The sequence below is a fragment of the Lacticaseibacillus chiayiensis genome (genome assembly GCF_004123795.1).
Lineage (GTDB): Bacteria > Bacillota > Bacilli > Lactobacillales > Lactobacillaceae > Lacticaseibacillus > Lacticaseibacillus chiayiensis.
In genome coordinates, this window is record NZ_MSSM01000042.1 from 18,377 (window position 1) to 33,242 (window position 14,866).

Annotated in this window: 11 protein-coding genes and 6 pseudogenes; 12 read left to right on the forward strand and 5 right to left on the reverse strand. The window is 45.3% G+C overall.

What is annotated here, in order from left to right:
• The first annotated feature begins 146 nt into the window (after positions 1-146).
• From BVJ53_RS13490 to BVJ53_RS15650, 8 genes and pseudogenes are all read left to right on the forward strand, one after another.
• Positions 147-989 carry a phosphotransferase gene (locus tag BVJ53_RS13490; protein WP_129302859.1) on the forward strand — a complete coding sequence of 281 codons (843 nt, stop codon included), beginning with the start codon at positions 147-149 and terminating at the stop codon, positions 987-989.
• 131 nt (positions 990-1,120) lie between these two features.
• The gene (locus tag BVJ53_RS15380; RefSeq protein ID WP_238150182.1) at positions 1,121-2,035 is read left to right on the forward strand and encodes a DEAD/DEAH box helicase; all 915 of its coding nucleotides are present in this window, start codon (positions 1,121-1,123) and stop codon (positions 2,033-2,035) included.
• Entirely contained in the window at positions 2,005-2,685 is a 681-nt protein-coding gene (locus BVJ53_RS15385; protein ID WP_238150183.1) for a hypothetical protein, read from the forward strand. The genes BVJ53_RS15380 and BVJ53_RS15385 overlap by 31 nt, the downstream gene beginning before the upstream one ends.
• Before the next feature lie 130 nt (positions 2,686-2,815).
• Positions 2,816-3,214: an iron-sulfur cluster biosynthesis family protein gene (locus BVJ53_RS13500; protein WP_129302866.1), complete on the forward strand. Its 399-nt coding sequence runs from the start codon at positions 2,816-2,818 to the stop codon at positions 3,212-3,214.
• Positions 3,215-3,636: 422 nt separating this feature from the next.
• Positions 3,637-5,241, forward strand: a complete 1,605-nt coding sequence (locus BVJ53_RS13505) for an ATP-binding cassette domain-containing protein (protein WP_129302860.1) — start codon at positions 3,637-3,639, stop codon at positions 5,239-5,241.
• Complete coding sequence (locus BVJ53_RS13510) at positions 5,234-6,895, forward strand: ATP-binding cassette domain-containing protein (protein ID WP_129302861.1); 1,662 nt, start codon at positions 5,234-5,236, stop codon at positions 6,893-6,895. The genes BVJ53_RS13505 and BVJ53_RS13510 overlap by 8 nt, the downstream gene beginning before the upstream one ends.
• A gap of 171 nt (positions 6,896-7,066) precedes the next feature.
• The gene (locus tag BVJ53_RS13515; RefSeq protein ID WP_087912419.1) at positions 7,067-7,330 is read left to right on the forward strand and encodes a Na+-transporting malonate decarboxylase, carboxybiotin decarboxylase subunit, madB; all 264 of its coding nucleotides are present in this window, start codon (positions 7,067-7,069) and stop codon (positions 7,328-7,330) included.
• A gap of 168 nt (positions 7,331-7,498) precedes the next feature.
• A pseudogene (locus tag BVJ53_RS15650) lies at positions 7,499-7,974 on the forward strand (transposase zinc-binding domain-containing protein); the annotation flags it as partial.
• Here BVJ53_RS15650 and BVJ53_RS15395 read toward each other — a convergent pair.
• The 3 genes and pseudogenes from BVJ53_RS15395 to BVJ53_RS13535 form a co-directional block, all read right to left on the reverse strand.
• Positions 7,962-8,138 (reverse strand): annotated as a pseudogene (locus BVJ53_RS15395) (cysteine peptidase family C39 domain-containing protein); the annotation flags it as partial. The pseudogenes BVJ53_RS15650 and BVJ53_RS15395 overlap by 13 nt on opposite strands.
• A 39-nt stretch (positions 8,139-8,177) precedes the next feature.
• Positions 8,178-8,864, reverse strand: coding sequence for a rhomboid family intramembrane serine protease (locus BVJ53_RS13530; RefSeq protein WP_129302862.1), 687 nt, complete (start codon positions 8,862-8,864; stop codon positions 8,178-8,180).
• Between the two features lie 259 nt (positions 8,865-9,123).
• Positions 9,124-9,291, reverse strand: coding sequence for a leucocin A/sakacin P family class II bacteriocin (locus tag BVJ53_RS13535; protein WP_129302863.1), 168 nt, complete (start codon positions 9,289-9,291; stop codon positions 9,124-9,126).
• Positions 9,292-9,718: 427 nt separating this feature from the next.
• Here BVJ53_RS13535 and BVJ53_RS15615 point away from each other — a divergent pair.
• A pseudogene (locus BVJ53_RS15615) lies at positions 9,719-10,139 on the forward strand (transposase); the annotation flags it as partial.
• 1,122 nt (positions 10,140-11,261) lie between these two features.
• Positions 11,262-12,685 (forward strand): annotated as a pseudogene (locus BVJ53_RS13545) (IS5 family transposase).
• Between the two features lie 12 nt (positions 12,686-12,697).
• Here the strand turns inward: BVJ53_RS13545 and BVJ53_RS13550 are convergent.
• Together BVJ53_RS13550 and BVJ53_RS13555 are read right to left on the reverse strand one after the other, a co-directional pair.
• Positions 12,698-13,005, reverse strand: a pseudogene (locus BVJ53_RS13550) (cysteine peptidase family C39 domain-containing protein); the annotation flags it as partial.
• A 130-nt stretch (positions 13,006-13,135) separates the two neighbouring features.
• Positions 13,136-13,729, reverse strand: a complete 594-nt coding sequence (locus tag BVJ53_RS13555) for a CPBP family intramembrane glutamic endopeptidase (RefSeq protein WP_129302865.1) — start codon at positions 13,727-13,729, stop codon at positions 13,136-13,138.
• A gap of 613 nt (positions 13,730-14,342) precedes the next feature.
• Here BVJ53_RS13555 and BVJ53_RS15620 point away from each other — a divergent pair.
• Both BVJ53_RS15620 and BVJ53_RS13560 read left to right on the forward strand, forming a co-directional pair.
• Positions 14,343-14,429 (forward strand): annotated as a pseudogene (locus BVJ53_RS15620) (helix-turn-helix domain-containing protein); the annotation flags it as partial.
• Between the two features lie 39 nt (positions 14,430-14,468).
• Positions 14,469-14,866, forward strand: a 398-nt coding sequence (locus BVJ53_RS13560; protein ID WP_462345212.1) for a transposase family protein, incomplete at its 3' end; no start/stop codon positions are given.

Here is a 14,866-nt window from a genome sequence, read left to right on the forward strand (position 1 = left end):
TGAAGCTTTAGACTGATGTTTTAGCGATAGAATCGAAGCCGTTGCTTGACCTTGATCAGTGGTGAGACGATCATACCCGATAATCGCCCATTCGTCATGAGAAAAGCTTCGTCACGGCCATTAGCGGAAATGTATGGAGGAGAATCATGCCTGATTTGGATCGGATCGTAAATGCCTATGACCTTGGGCAGATCAGAAAAATAACGCAAATGACCAATGGCAAAAGTGGTCGCGCGTGGCGTGTAGAGACTGATATGGCAACGGTTTTGGTGAAGACGGTTGCCGATGTCGCTCGCGCTTCCCTTGATTTTGCCTTAACGCAGGCGATTCAGGCAGAAGATCGCTATTTAACGCCAGCAATTTTGCTGACCACAGACGGGCAACCATTTGTGACGGTAGATCAACAGATCTATCGCGTCCAGAATTATTGGGAGCAAGCCGCGATGAAGCCATCATTAACCGCAACGTTGGCATGTTACAAAAAAATTCGGATTGTACTTGATCGATTTGAATATGCTTGGTCGCCTGACGATACGCATTCGTTGGATCAACTTTGGGAGAGACAGCAAGCTAGCTTAGCCCAAAATTGGCCCGGCATATATGAACAACTAATATCGATGATCAGGCAACTCGAAACAATTGACCGCCAGCAGGGAACGTGGGTGCATGGCGATCTTGGCCGTTGGAATTTACTTTCGCTGGCCAACGAAAAAGTTGCGATTATCGATTTTGGTGAGGCACGTCGCGGCCCTCGGTTTCTGGACTTTGCCGCACTCTTTGATAGCTTCATGCCGCGAGATAAGAATGCAGTCAAGGTGTACAAGGATCGTTTTTGCGACTTGGCGGGGATCGAGGAGCAGGATCAGCGCATTTTTTTGGCGACTGTTCAGTTGTGGCTAGTGAAGGGGATGTTAGTTGCACTGGAGAAAGCGCCGGAAAATGTTCAAGGCTTTTGGGATCAAGTGCAGCTAGTTAGGAAATTGAAGTAAAGAAAATTCTTTTCTGTAAAGTTTATCTTTCTGTATACAAAGTGATTGTGAATATTGTAAAGTTGTCAGTAATGTTAACCGCAAGAATGATAGCGCTTTTATGCCTAACACAAGATGATGAAAGATCACATATGGGAAGAACATACACTTTAGCCGGCAAGCAATATGATTACGTCAATAAAGCCAAAGACCTTGGAGCACAAGGGCGCGGAGATATTGTTATTCTGCAAGATCCGATCAGTCGACAATATTTTTGTATCCCGGAGCGTGAGTTACAGGTTCGCATGGGTAATGATTTAGCTGACCATCTGGCACTTTATAAAGAACGGATTGTTGGCCGAACAGATGTGTATGCGCATCGGTATTTTAACAAAAAGGCACAAAAGGAAATCTATGGTCCGTATCCTATTTTTAAAGAGGGGCATCCTGTCAAAAATGCTTATGCACCGTTAACAGATCAAGACATTATCGATCACTTAGATGGCACACAGTTCCTTGGCTTTTATCCGATGCTGAAGGGGAATCTCACAAAACAGCTCATTCTTGACTTTGACGGTCATCATGATGCTGCCTACACCTATGATCAGGTGATCAAGCGCATTCGCTCGCACTATTTATACGGTTTGTCCGCTACTCCTTATCGGCGCGATGGCTTGGATCCGATTTTGGTGATGCGTTACGGTCCGATTCGGTACCAAACAGAGGCAATCGACAGCCGATTTGCACTTGAAGTTGCGCGTCACGTTATTCCTCGATATACGAGTCTTGGTATAATGTCGCTTGAAATGGCAACAAACAGTTTGGCGCAAAACCGTGAAGCCGTGCTGCATGATGAACCACGAAATCAGGCCATACTCAGAGACATCCGGCAAAATTTGGCAGAAGGTCGGCATGTTCTTTTATTAACAGATCTAAGAGCGCATGTGGATGAGCTGGCAGCCGCATTACCGGAGAAACAGGTGTATAAACTTTATGGTGGACAAAAGCGAAAGAAAATGATCAGGTTGTTGCGAAAGTGGCCAAAACAAATGAGGCCTATGCGTTAATTGCGACAGGGAAATATGCTGGGGAAGGCATGGATATAGGTGGTATCGATACCATAATTTTAGCCATGCCATTTTCATGGAAAGGTATCACGGTGCAATTTTTAGGACGCATGCAACGTTCATTGAACACCAAGCCAGAATTGCGGGTTTACGACTATGTTGATCCATCGATTCCAATGCTTGCGCGTATGTACCGCAAGCGGCTCAAGGAATATAAGCGATTGGATTATCAAATCATTGATGATCAATATTCAAAGCAGACGGGGATGCAGGTGTACAACGGTGGTTATCAAAAGGCGTTATATCGAATGTTACCTTCCGCCGACAAGATGACCGTTGTTGGTAATTGTATTTCTCGCTTTATGGAGAAAGCGATCGCCATTGTTCAAGGCAATCACGGACAAGTTCATGTCATTCTCAACCAAGATCAATATGAAAGTACCAGCTTCAAGCGGTTGGGCGGTGTGACTTATACATTCTACAACGGTAATCTACCAGACTGTCTTGTGTTAGGAAATGATCAGCTTTGGTTCTCATCAGATACTGGATTTCAACGAAACAGCGGCATGACCATTCAATTTAAGCAACCTGCCTTTATCGAGCAATTTCAGAAAATGATCGCTCAAAGTATTAGGGGTCTTGATCTTTAAGATTGTTAGCATCGAAACTCTGATTGCAGCCTATATTTGAAAAGAATACAAGGTAATTAACCGCGCACAATTGATTTTGCCCCGCATAAGTGTCACACTAAAAGTAAGTAACAGGAAAGGTGACGGTATGATGGCAGCGATTAAGTTATCGCAATCGTTTGTTGACTTGATGAAAAAGAAGCATTTTGATCAGAAGGTTTTGCTGTTGATTGCCGATGACGGCGGCGGGCGGTATTCGTTACAAGGCGGTGCCTGCAGCATCGGCACGAAGTTTACCCTGATTGTGCTCGATCAGCCGGATTCGGATTATCAAGTAAAGTTGGACAATGACGCCGGTTTGAAGCTGTACACTTCGGACTATGACATGATTTTCTTTGCCAGCGGTTTGGCCATGGACTTTAAAAACGGCGCCATCAGTATCAAAGATGACGCGCATGCTTATTTAGACGGCAGCGTTCGCATTGCAAAGGGGTCAGATGTATTAGCGGCGTTCAAAAAGGGCATCCTGATGAGCGGCGCGACTTGCTGAGTCAAAGCAAGTTATAAATTGTTTGGTAACTGAATTTTTAAAATAATCGGCACTAGCAGCGGATCAATTTTTGGCGCTAGTGCCTTCTTTTGTTAACACGACGAAAAATTTAAAAAACACAAATATAATTCATTGATTTTTCAGGAACCACCTGTTATGCTAACGCTATCAAAACCGAAATCGAACGGAGGCATCTTAAGATGCGGATCAAAGACCGATTTACCCCATCAAAATTGAATGCAGGGGCTGCGGTTAGTGCAGGGTTCTTTGGTGTGCGTCGCGGATGAGCTTCTAGTCGATCAATAGGATGTTTTAAAAAGACGGCTGAGGAGGCCGTCTTTTTGTGCATACGTTCATGTTTGTGACAACGCAGTCCCCAAAATTTTGACTGGATTCTCCAGTCACTCGAGGAGACGAGCTCAATGCAAACAATTTTTCAAATCGGTTCAATTAAAAAACGGTGGTTAGTAGGGTTGCTTGGCTTGCGGGTCGCGGTTGATGGTTTCAACGTCGCCATTTCCATGTTGATTCAGCTAGGATTAACTGCGGCGCTGGCCGGTCAGGTTGGCTTGTTGCTGGGTATTTTTGGTGGAATGCTGGGTGCTTCGGTTGTTTATACGGGCGTTTACTGGTTATCAGGAGTGGTTGTGGAACGGCTAAAACGGCGCTTGAGCCTAGCCATTGCCACTGCTTTAGTGGGTGGCTTTTTGGCTGGGAAGGCTGATGAGGCACCTGATAGTGGTTTAGCGACGAACTTACTGGTAACTGACACCCAAAACATCATGCAGTTTTTGGATACCGGTGTCTTGCCGCTGGTTGATTTTGGCATCACCGTCATCTTGGGCATCGCGTATGTTGCCACTCAATCCTGGCAGTTGGCAGTCGTTTTTATCCTGATTGGTCTCGGTTTCGCAGTGGTTTCTCGGCAACTTTTTCGCTACCAAAATCGGGCGCAGACAAATTTGATTGGCATTGATGATCGCCATAAAGGCTTCTTCAATGATTTCTTGGCGAATTTTGCGATGGTGCGGAACCTTCAAGTTTTTGCGTATATCCAGCAGCGGCATCAGGCTTTTTTCCAGGAGGCAACGCCAAGCATCAGCCAACTGGCAAGTGCTGCCGGTGCCTTGTCCGGTATTTTTAACGGCGGGATCTATTTGGCGGAAGTCTTAACTCTGGTACTGGGATTTGCCTTGTTGCCACTGACGCAGCAGTCGGTGGCGAGCGTGCTGGGCGCATGGAATGCCGGTGTCGGCTCGATTTTGTGGCCGTTTTTAGGGTTAGCGCCGACAATTGGGTATCTTGCCCAGCAGAAGACTTCGCTACAACGCATTTTGCCGCGGCTACAGGTCCCGTCTGAAGTTCAGACCACGACTAACACCAAAATAGCAGCAATTCCTGATCAGCCCATGGCGATTGTCGGCGAGCAGGTGACTTTTCATTACCCGAACAGCTCACGGCAGCTGTTGCACAATCTGAATTTTCAGATTGATAATCACGGCATCACGTTCATTATTGGCGCAAACGGGGCCGGTAAAACAACGTTAATGAAACTGATTTTGGGTGAGTTGCTGCCAACCTCCGGACACATCACCATTCGCGGCCGCTCAACAGCCACCTCGCCAGCTGAGTTAATGGCATTCGTGCCGCAACGCAGCGTGATGTTCACGGCGTCTGTTGCGGCCAACTTGCTTTTGGCTAAACCTCATTCGTCACAACGGATCGGCCAACTACTACACCAACTGGGGCTTGAAAAATATGCGGATGATGTCGATCAAATATTACATCCTGCGCAACTCTCACCAGGCGAGCAGCGGCGGTTCGGGATCGCGCGTGCGCTGCTTTCGGGGCGGCCTTGGCTGGTTTTGGATGAACCTTTTTCCGATATTGATGCAGCAAATCAGGCGGTGGTCATGAGGATTCTACGGCAAGAGGCACGACGGCGCGGGATTATCGTGATCACGCACACGTTCGATTTTGTTACGGCCGCCGATCACATCATTAAGGTGGGTGAGCAGCATGACTAAGCTTAAACAAGTTTGGCAACTGGTCGGGACGCGGATCGCGCCGCTTTTATGGTTGATTGCCTTGATCTGCGCCGGCTTCGAGTTTGTGTTAGCGCATATCATTCAAAATGTGACCCAACAAAGCATGCTGACAATACACTTGTTTGCTGTGGCGCTTGGTGCGGCACTGATGATTGGACTGGGGCGCTGGTTGATTACGCGTTGGCAGACGCAAGCACAGTATAGGCTGGTCCAACGACTTCAAACGCAACAAATGGCCGCACTCATGACTGGCCCTGTTGCAACGGACGATCAAACCGGTAGTGAACGACTTAATGGTCTGACAACCGAAGCGTCCTTGGCCGCCCCATTGTTTATTCAGTCGGTAACGGCACTTGCTGTTGGAACCTTTTCGTTCCTTGCCGCCAGCTTATTCGGTTGGTTGAGTTCATGGCTGTTGATGGTTGTGATCGTAGGATTGTGCCTGACTGCCTTATTGATCCCACGTTTCATGGCTGGTCGTTTAACTCAGGCACAGGACACCCAACAAGTCGAAAATGGCCGCATGCAATCAGCTTTATTGGAAGTACTTGCAGGACGAACACTATTAAAAGACTATCGAAGTGAACAGTTTGGTTTACAACTTTTTCGGAAGGCTTACCAAACTTTTGCAGACTCCCAGTATCACATGGGCATTCAGCAAACAGGAACCATTGTACTTGGCTTTGCGCTGGGGTTGTTCGTTGACATTGCAATTTTAGGCGTTGAATTGTTGTTTGTCGGTTTCAAAATGATCACAGTCGGCCAATTTGCGGCGTTTGCCATGTTGACGCCGAGCTTTACGTGGTTGTTCTACAGCATGCCGGGCCAGTATGCCCGGCTTTCACGACAGTTGGTTGCTGCCAAACGCTTGCTCGCATTAATGACATTGCCGGAACAAAAACATTCAGACTTAACGCAAAAAGCATCCCGACAGTGCCCAACCTCCGCTGTCCCCTGTTCTGGAGGGCAACTGGTTTTACAGGATCTAAGTTACACCTATCCATCTGCGCACCAGCCAGTGTTACAGCGACTTGATTTAACGATTGATGTTGCGGCCCATGAAAAAATTTTGGTCACGGGTCCAAGTGGCGGCGGGAAGTCGACGTTGATTCAGATCATTTTAGGCTTACTGATTCCCCAGACTGGCACAATTCAAGGACAATCGGTAGGCGCAACTACAGAGCAACTAGCCGACAAGATCGGTTTTGTTCCGCAAGTCGTGGCGCTGTTTGATGATACTTTGTTGCAAAATATCTCGCTTGGCCGTCCGATTACCCAGGAAGCAATTGAAGCTGTGCTCGTCCAAACCGATTTGCAGGCATTCGTTGCCCGTCTGCCTCAAGGACTCGCCACGCAGCTGCACGGCCAGACGAAAGCCAATGTGTCGGCAGGTGAATTGCAAAAGATCGGCTTGGCGCGGGCACTTGTCGCAAAGCGAGCGATGTTACTGCTAGACGAACCGTTTGCCAACTTAGATGCCGCGTCGGCAAAAGCACTGAGTCAACGCTTAAAATCATTGCCAATTGCCATGATGGTTATTTCCCATCGACTGGATGTTACGCGGTTTTGGGATCGAGCCTTGCGCCTGGAAAATGGCCGCTTAAACGCAGAAAGTCTCGCTAAGCCAAAATAGTTGGCAACCGCTACCATCTCACGTATAGTAAAAGCGTATTGACGCGATTCCCTGCGCAAAGACTTGGGTGTTGGTTTCGGGCGCTGTGGCTGGATGAACGGTCGCCGAATTTGAGGCTATTGACACCAATTTCTGAACGTAGCGAATTGCTTATCAGAAAGGGGGAATAAGATGTTTAACTGGTTGATTTTAGGGCACATTATCTTTGGCCTGATCTCATTTGTTGGATCGCTCTTGTTAGCGTGGGGGTTCCGCGCTTCATTTGCCAGCTTGACACCGATTCAAAAATGGGGGATTGGCCTTTCGATTGGCGGCCTTTTTGCAACGATGGCATTTGCCATGTTGTCCGCAGCCAACGGGGTATCGGCGTTGCTGTTTATCGGCGCCGGCGCTGCACTTCTGTGGGTATTGATGCACCACCGCGCAGAAGCGTAAAGTGTGTGTCTGTTTGAGCTGAAAAGAGCCGACCGGAAAAGTAAGTGAACTGTTTCCGGTCGGTTTTTTTGACGTATAGGGGATTATAATTTTTTGGAGTTCATGAGACCTTGGTGCTCAAGGGTTCAATTGCCTTTGATCCCGTCAAAGTTTCGGTAAAATTGTGATATGAAAAAGAATATTCTTCAGACCATCTTTTTCGACAAACACCAAAACTGGGCTACATTCTTGAAGGATCATGGACGACGAATTCGGCCCGTCGTTCAAAAAGAGGTTGCCAAATTTGAATCTTGCGGCGATATTCGAAAAGGTTATCGTTTATTTGTTTGTGAAAGCTGCCATAACACCAAATTGGTCGCGTTAAAATGCAAAGGATCCGACCTGTACAGTAGGCGAAAGCCAGCGATGGCGTGATTTGGTGGCACATAATATATTTGCCGTTAATCATCGACATATCTTTTTTTACGATTGATGAAGGCTTACGCGAGATCTTTTTCATGGACAAATCTCGCTCGGCGCTATTCAAGAGTTTAATAAATGAAGCGGCGCGGGTTGTTTTGGAGCTGCTGGGGAGGAATACAAAGACGCAGGGTGGAGTCGTAGCTGCCTTGCATACCTTTGGATCAAAGCTAGCATTTAATCCGCTCTGGTCGGTTTTCGCTAATTGTCTTAATCGGACGAGCGAATAGTCTGATTTGTTATATCTTAGTAACATATTGAGCGCGGCAGCACCGCAGACACGTTCATCAATCTGTGGTGAGTAGTATAGTTTGTAGCGGTTGGCTAATCCATACTTAATTTTAAACATAGCGTTTTTCTTAATTTTTTGCGCAGCAGCGTCAGTTGGCTAATTAATCGGTTTAGGTCTAAAGAATGGAATCTTTCTCCAGTTTCTTAAGATCAAAATTATGAATGTGCAAAGAAGACCGGCAAGAAAACCACATAAATGCGCAATTTGTGTCATGATCTCAACGTCTGAAGCACTTGCGTTAGGAACAAGTCCGAAAATGAAATACCAAAAAACTCCAAATAAAATAATTTTTGAAATCAAGGAAAAGGCTGGCTTTTTTATGAAAAATGCTAATACAACCAACGGAAATAAGGCATATACCGAGAGTGACGCACCGTTAAACGTATAAATATAGAGGCCGATTCCGAAAGATGTTTGAATGTATCCCCCAAACACAAAACAAAATAAAAGGGTCGCAATCCAACTAGAGACAAAAAAGCTGGTTACAAGAGCCATGCCTCCGATCTTCCACTCTATGAAAGGTCCTAAAATAATAATCGGAAGAATGTTCATCAATAGGTGGTTCAATTCCGCGTGATAAATAGAGCCTGTTACGATGTACCACAGTTCTCCTCGTAGAATCGAGGGAATATTTCCAACAAAGTTAGAAGATGGAATTAAGAATGTATTCGTCAAAATAAGAAATAGCCAATAGAAGAATAGAAGCATGCAGCAAATAAAGAGAGTTCCTTTGGCTGCAAAAAATATAGCAAGTAGATTGGCCTTCTTCAACTTCAAAAGCATATGGTTAAACCTCTTTCTCTTTTAGGCACTGTTGCGATGTTGACGACAAATGATTAACGCGAAAGTTGTCAAAAAGACGGATTTAATGAAATCCGCCTTTTCGAAACGCGTAGATTTTATTTTCCCTAAATTGCAACTTCTCGACGCTTGAATCTTAGTTTATTGCGTAATGGCGACCAGCGCGACGGGATTTTCCTGAACCCGAGTGATAGGTCGGACCTTTTGGGCCAGGATGATCCGAGATTTTAACGCCAGTAAATCAGTTTGCTGCCATATTGTTTCCGATCCTGTTGATATCTTCTCCCCAGTTTACGCAGCACTTTTTCTTGATGCAATAAACCCCATTACCATAGTATTTACCGCCTTCATTCCCGGTGATCTTAGAAATTTCAGCATTTGACAAAGGTACAATTGTTTCTTTGAACATACCCTTCCTTCTCATACAGCCCTTCTCATACAGTTGCGATAGTGACAAAAAAAGCTTTTCAAGTGGGAAATGTCTTCCTGAAGACAAATTAACAAATAACACGTGATCATGTCAATACTTTTTACCGTATTTTAGTTTTATAATTGGATTATATAATAATAAACACTTTTTCATTGTCGGAATATTTCTTTTTGCATATAGGTAAAATCGATTAATTTATTATATTAAAAATTACCGGTTAAAAATGAATGAATGGCGAGCTATTAATTGCAGAACGCGCTAAACTTCACATAAATGATCTAGAGCGCCGTTTAGCCATAAGCAACTCAATAACTAAGTCAATGTATATTGATTGCAAATTAATTGACCTTAACTAAAGGAGCGCAGTTGAGTTTCTTCAAATCTCCACGTTGGGCTATAGTGTGAAATGAGAACCAATTGGCGGCTCTTCCACAAAGCTGACGCGGAAGCTAAGTACAAGCGTTTCCTGTTTGGCCTAAACGAATACATCACTGAACAAGGGGCCATTGACATCGCCTTGGACACTGTCCCTAAACTCAAGCAAAGTTACGAGACTTATTTGAATCTCCATGAAGTTCTGGTGAAGGACAAAGATCCCAGGTATTGGCAAGGATACTAAATCACTATCAACCTAATAACAACCAGATGGATATTGCCATAGCCACACTCAAGAAACATGAATCGACGGTTCTGGACGCTGTCTCGAGTCCCTATTCCAACGGTTCACTTGAAGGCATCAATCATTTGATCAAGCTTTGAAGCGATCCTGCTTCAGCTTTAGGAATCAGCTAGCTTTTTTCAATCGAATCTTCCAAATCACGGCATAGCATAACAAAGACGGCTCCCATAAGCAGAGCTGCGCAAGATGATAAATTTATTCTTCAACACCAGTTGACGCAGAGCCTATTTTTTCACCTGCTGCAACGGACAAACGTGTGGGTGAATGGCAACCGTAGGATTACCGCCGTCCATTCCACCAATAATCGAATAGCGTTGAACGGTCTTTCTGCGATAAACCATGTGACTTCTTCTCTCATTGTTGTCTAAACTGTGAGCTTCATGACCGATGTCATGAGGCTCCCAGGAATCTATATCTGAATTTATGGCAACTCAGTAACGGGTGGTGTTGTTTATTGATAGGAGATTCAGAATCATTCAGCAACCACTACATTGACCTAAATACTAGAGCGATGCCTATTCCTACAAGTGCCAATCCGAATACAGCCGCGCTCCAGAAGGAGAGGAGAATAAAAGGAGAGGTGGATGCATTTCCATGTTTTTTTAAGTTACCAAATGACCTATAGCAAAGGAACCACTCGTAGGCACCAATTATAATACAAATAACTCCTGCAAAAGATTCAACCATAATTATAATCACGCGAGTGCTTGGCTCCACCCGAAACAGTATGAAAAGACTGCACCCAACGTTCTCCTTTCGTATTTTAATCTTGTGTAACCTACACCTCACACTATAAATCACGGGGAGGTGAATAGCCACACCTTCAAGCGTGATGCGGCATAAATATATGTGTAGGTTTACTTTTCAAGAACAAATAAATGTGACCAAGAGCACGTGCACTTATCTTTGGAAAACAACTCGTTTTTGCGTAGCGAACCAGCCCCTGTTGTGAGGGTTACACAATCTGCGAGAGGATAAAGTTACCATGGTCTTACAAATTGTTTTGGGTCTCAACTGTTGCCGGATTAATGTGCACAAGACCTTTGTCGTTGCCTGTATGACCGTTACAGACAACGACGAGTTCCGTGATCTCTAGGTAGTGGAGTTCCGTGATCTCTAGGTAGTGCCTAGTGAAAAACTCCGAAAGCATTACCACTATAGGATTTTTCAACGGTTAGAGGCATAGTAAGTGGAAGACCGATTTGCCAGAAGCGCCTATGTCTGGGGTTTAACCCTTGCACTTATCGTTAACTTATCGGAGGAATTGATTATGGTTTATCGCCAAAAAGCAACACAACTGTCACTTGAATCCTTTGGAATCGCTCTGGGAACACCTCTCAGTCCTGACAACGAGTGGGTACAATATGCGGAGCTGGTCCCATGGGCCAAGCTTGAAGAGGCATACCAATTACAGTTCCCTTCAAAAACCGGACGAGCAGCGAAGCCGTTTCGTTTGCTTTATGGCGCAACGCTGATCAAGTTGAAGAAGGGTTTGACCGATCGCCAAGTTGTCGATGATATCCGTGATACACCCGCCTATCAGTACTTCATCGGTTTACCTGAATACCGTGCTGAAAAGCCGTTTGAGCACACAATCCTGGTGCGTTTTCGTCAACGGTTTGCGGCCATCTCTGATTTGATCCGAAACATTGTTAATGACTTCACGCGCGAGCGATTGGACGACAACCTACCTGAAGGGACGCATGTGACACATGTTTTGATTAGCGATGCCATGGCCGTTCCAGTCAAGATTAAATACCCACAAGACACAACGCTGCTTAACCAGAGTCCGCTAAACCTCGAGCAGGTGATCACGGATCTGGCTCACGGATTAGGCGTGACAATTCCCCGGACATACCGGCGTGAAGCGAAAAGAAAATGGACCGCCTTTTCAAGGAAACCACGTCGTCAAAACAAGGAACGCCATAAACAGATCCAGGCCCAGCTTCAATATATTCGGCGAGATTTACGCTATGTTGAGGAGCTGCTTGCACAGGGCGGGCAGCTCACCGCTTGGCAGAAAAAACGCCTTGAGGTGATTAAGCAAGTTTATGACCAGCAGCGCTTCATGTTTGAGCATCACACTCACCACGTTGAGAATCGGATCGTTAGCCTCCAACAGCCGTATATCCGGCCAATCGTTCGCGGCAAAGCTAAGCAGGCCGTTGAGTTCGGCCCCAAGATCGACTGTTCCATGTTGGATGGCATCATCGATGTGGAACGGTTCGACTTCGACTCATTCAATGAGAGCACCGATCTTGAGGCAACGCTTGACCATGTTTTCGATACGGTGGGTGAATATCCGGATGAGGCGCTGGTCGACACCTTGTATCGCACGCGGTACAACATCAAGCTGTGCAGGCAGCTAGGTATCAAACTGAACGGACCAAAGCTGGGTCGAAAACCCAAACATGTGGATCCAAAACAACGTCAAGCCGATGTCAGTGCCGAAAATCCTCGTGGTGCCATTGAGCGCAAGTTCGCCTTCCTAAAAGGCTCGCTTGGGCTTGACTTAGTGAACACTAGAACCGCCGAGTCTTTGGCGGTAACAGTGGATAGTGCGATTGCATTGGCAAATATCGACCTCCTCCCGAAGCTTTTTTCTGTACCAATTTCCTCGTGGCCGAACAGGGCGGTAAGTATTATCAAATCAACAATAAAGTGACTGAAAATTGGTCACAAACTACAGCCTAAATCACCAGCCTCGACGTAGTAGTGGATCAGTTTACCATTTTTAATGACATGGGCAATAAAAACGGATAAGAAATATCAGCTGTGTCAAATAAGGACATGTCGGCGCGAACAGCCCTAGTTTCAAAACCTAAACCTTGGGCAGCTTTGACAATGCCTAAAGCGGTGGTGCCGGTATTGTCGGTTTTGGACAAGACGCGCAGGTGGGCTAAAGAATGATCTGACTTATGGAACTTTAGAAGCATATTAAGAGCGACCACGCCGCAATCGCGTTCTTCGACTCGTGCGGTATACCATTGGTTAAATTGTGAGAGCAAGATAATAGCCCCCCTTCGCTAACAAAACTAAAGTTGTAAAGAGTTATTGTGAAGATTGCAGATAATTGCAGGTTAAGAATTATGGCATGAACTAGAAACGGGAAGCTTTTATGGTACTATAAGTGTGTCCACGTCATTAACCGCTAAAATTAAGAAGTAAAATTATCGTGTTAAGGACAATATGAGCTATGGAAGACACAAAGACATTTTTTCTATAAAAGTCTACCACGCTAAAAATAATTCCAAATAAAAAGAATAAGGCTAGAAGAAGTAGACCAACATACCCGTGAATAACAGAGAAAATAAGGGAGGATATAATCATACCAGAAAATGAGCCTTTAAACGTTTTTAAATTCAAGTAATACCTAAATATAAATTCTTCCCAAAGAGGACCGGAGACACAGATTGAGAATAAGGATAGCTTTAATCTTGGACCAGTAGCAACATTGCTTCCGGGCAGGTGACTAGAAAGTAGCCACTCTATTCCTAATAAGAACAAGCCTAATAAAATGCCAATAAGAAGATCCGCAGAGGACAGAGAAATAATTTTTCTAGAAATTCCAAATTGAAAAGAATAAACGCAGAAAGCAATGGAAATTAAGTACCAAAGTATGTTTACAAAGTTATTATTTGCTAGCACCACAAGTAGTAAGGCAATTTGAGGAAGAATTTCGCCTATCATTATGAAAAATAAAAAAGAAGAGGTTCTAACTGTTCTTGTTTTCTTCATCTTTTCCTACCTCGCTAAATGAAAAGCTGTTGAATCTGGTATGGAGTACTGAGACTCAACAGCTTTAATTTGAGAGCGGTTTAAATACCGTGATCGGTAAGTTAATTACTAAACACGTGCAACTTAACCGCCATGTTTCTTAATACCGTCTTTAAATCCTGCATAAATGCCACCAGCAAAATCGGCAATTGGTTGTGCCCACATAAGCCAGCCAGGCAATCCAGCACCATCGCTGATGTTGGCGAGATCGGCTTGAAGTTTATCTCCAGTATTATTTGTTGGTTACAGACGCGCCCCGAGCAAACCAATAAAGGCCAGTCCCAACAAGCTTGCCTGCTTCATAAAAGATGTTTCAACCACCAACTGTATTCTGTAGTTCTTCATCCGATACAGTATGGACGTTGGGAATGCTATTGAATGATAGTGATGTGTTTATGATACTATCCCATTTTTCAAGGGAAAGAAGCTAACATTCGTGACTAGAGGTGTATAAACAGAATAAATCAGTAAATAAAAGAACAAAAGCAAAGCAATGAAAGCCTTCCCAAACTTTCGTTGTAAGAATAATACCAATGGGTGCGCGCGTCAAGCATTGTGTTGAGACCGCGGCGTCATTGAGGGGCTTCATCACACGAAAGGCTTCTCCATTAGAAGGATTGCCGCTCGTCTCCATCGGGCGCCGAGCACTATCAGTCGGGAACTCAATCGCGGTAAGACCCGTCAGCTGAGGTCAAACTACTTGTCTTACGAAGCCTATTACGCTGATACCGCACAGATTCTACACGAGCAGCGCTGCCAACACGACTACTGCCAGCTGCACTTGAAGGGACGCTGGCACTTCTTCTTCAACTGGCTCACGGCCAAGGTCAAAAAAGCCAAATTTCGCCTACAAAGCATTGATGGGTACTGTCACTTGTTTAAGCGTCTCTATCCCGCCCACGCCTGTCCTTCAACGCCGACCGTTTACCGTTACCTCGACCGCGGCCTCTTGCCTTTGGACAACACGATCCTGCCTGAGAAGCTCCGTCGCCATATCAAACACGCAGGCCGTCACCGCGATCGCCGAAACAAACGCCTTGCAGGAACCTCCATCGAACAGCGGCCGCAAGCGGTGAACGAACGCAAAACCTTTGGGGA

What these genes read in the sequence shown, in the direction of transcription:
- BVJ53_RS13505 (WP_129302860.1), top strand. Translation starts at nt 3,637, where the DNA reads ATGCAAACAATTTTTCAAATCGGTTCAATTAAAAAACGGTGGTTAGTA.
- BVJ53_RS13530 (WP_129302862.1), bottom strand. Translation starts at nt 8,864, where the DNA reads ATGCTTTTGAAGTTGAAGAAGGCCAATCTACTTGCTATATTTTTTGCA.
- BVJ53_RS13535 (WP_129302863.1), bottom strand. Translation starts at nt 9,291, where the DNA reads ATGTTCAAAGAAACAATTGTACCTTTGTCAAATGCTGAAATTTCTAAG.
- BVJ53_RS13500 (WP_129302866.1), top strand. Translation starts at nt 2,816, where the DNA reads ATGGCAGCGATTAAGTTATCGCAATCGTTTGTTGACTTGATGAAAAAG.
- BVJ53_RS15380 (WP_238150182.1), top strand. Translation starts at nt 1,121, where the DNA reads ATGGGAAGAACATACACTTTAGCCGGCAAGCAATATGATTACGTCAAT.
- BVJ53_RS13515 (WP_087912419.1), top strand. Translation starts at nt 7,067, where the DNA reads ATGTTTAACTGGTTGATTTTAGGGCACATTATCTTTGGCCTGATCTCA.
- BVJ53_RS13490 (WP_129302859.1), top strand. Translation starts at nt 147, where the DNA reads ATGCCTGATTTGGATCGGATCGTAAATGCCTATGACCTTGGGCAGATC.
- BVJ53_RS13555 (WP_129302865.1), bottom strand. Translation starts at nt 13,729, where the DNA reads ATGAAGAAAACAAGAACAGTTAGAACCTCTTCTTTTTTATTTTTCATA.
- BVJ53_RS13510 (WP_129302861.1), top strand. Translation starts at nt 5,234, where the DNA reads ATGACTAAGCTTAAACAAGTTTGGCAACTGGTCGGGACGCGGATCGCG.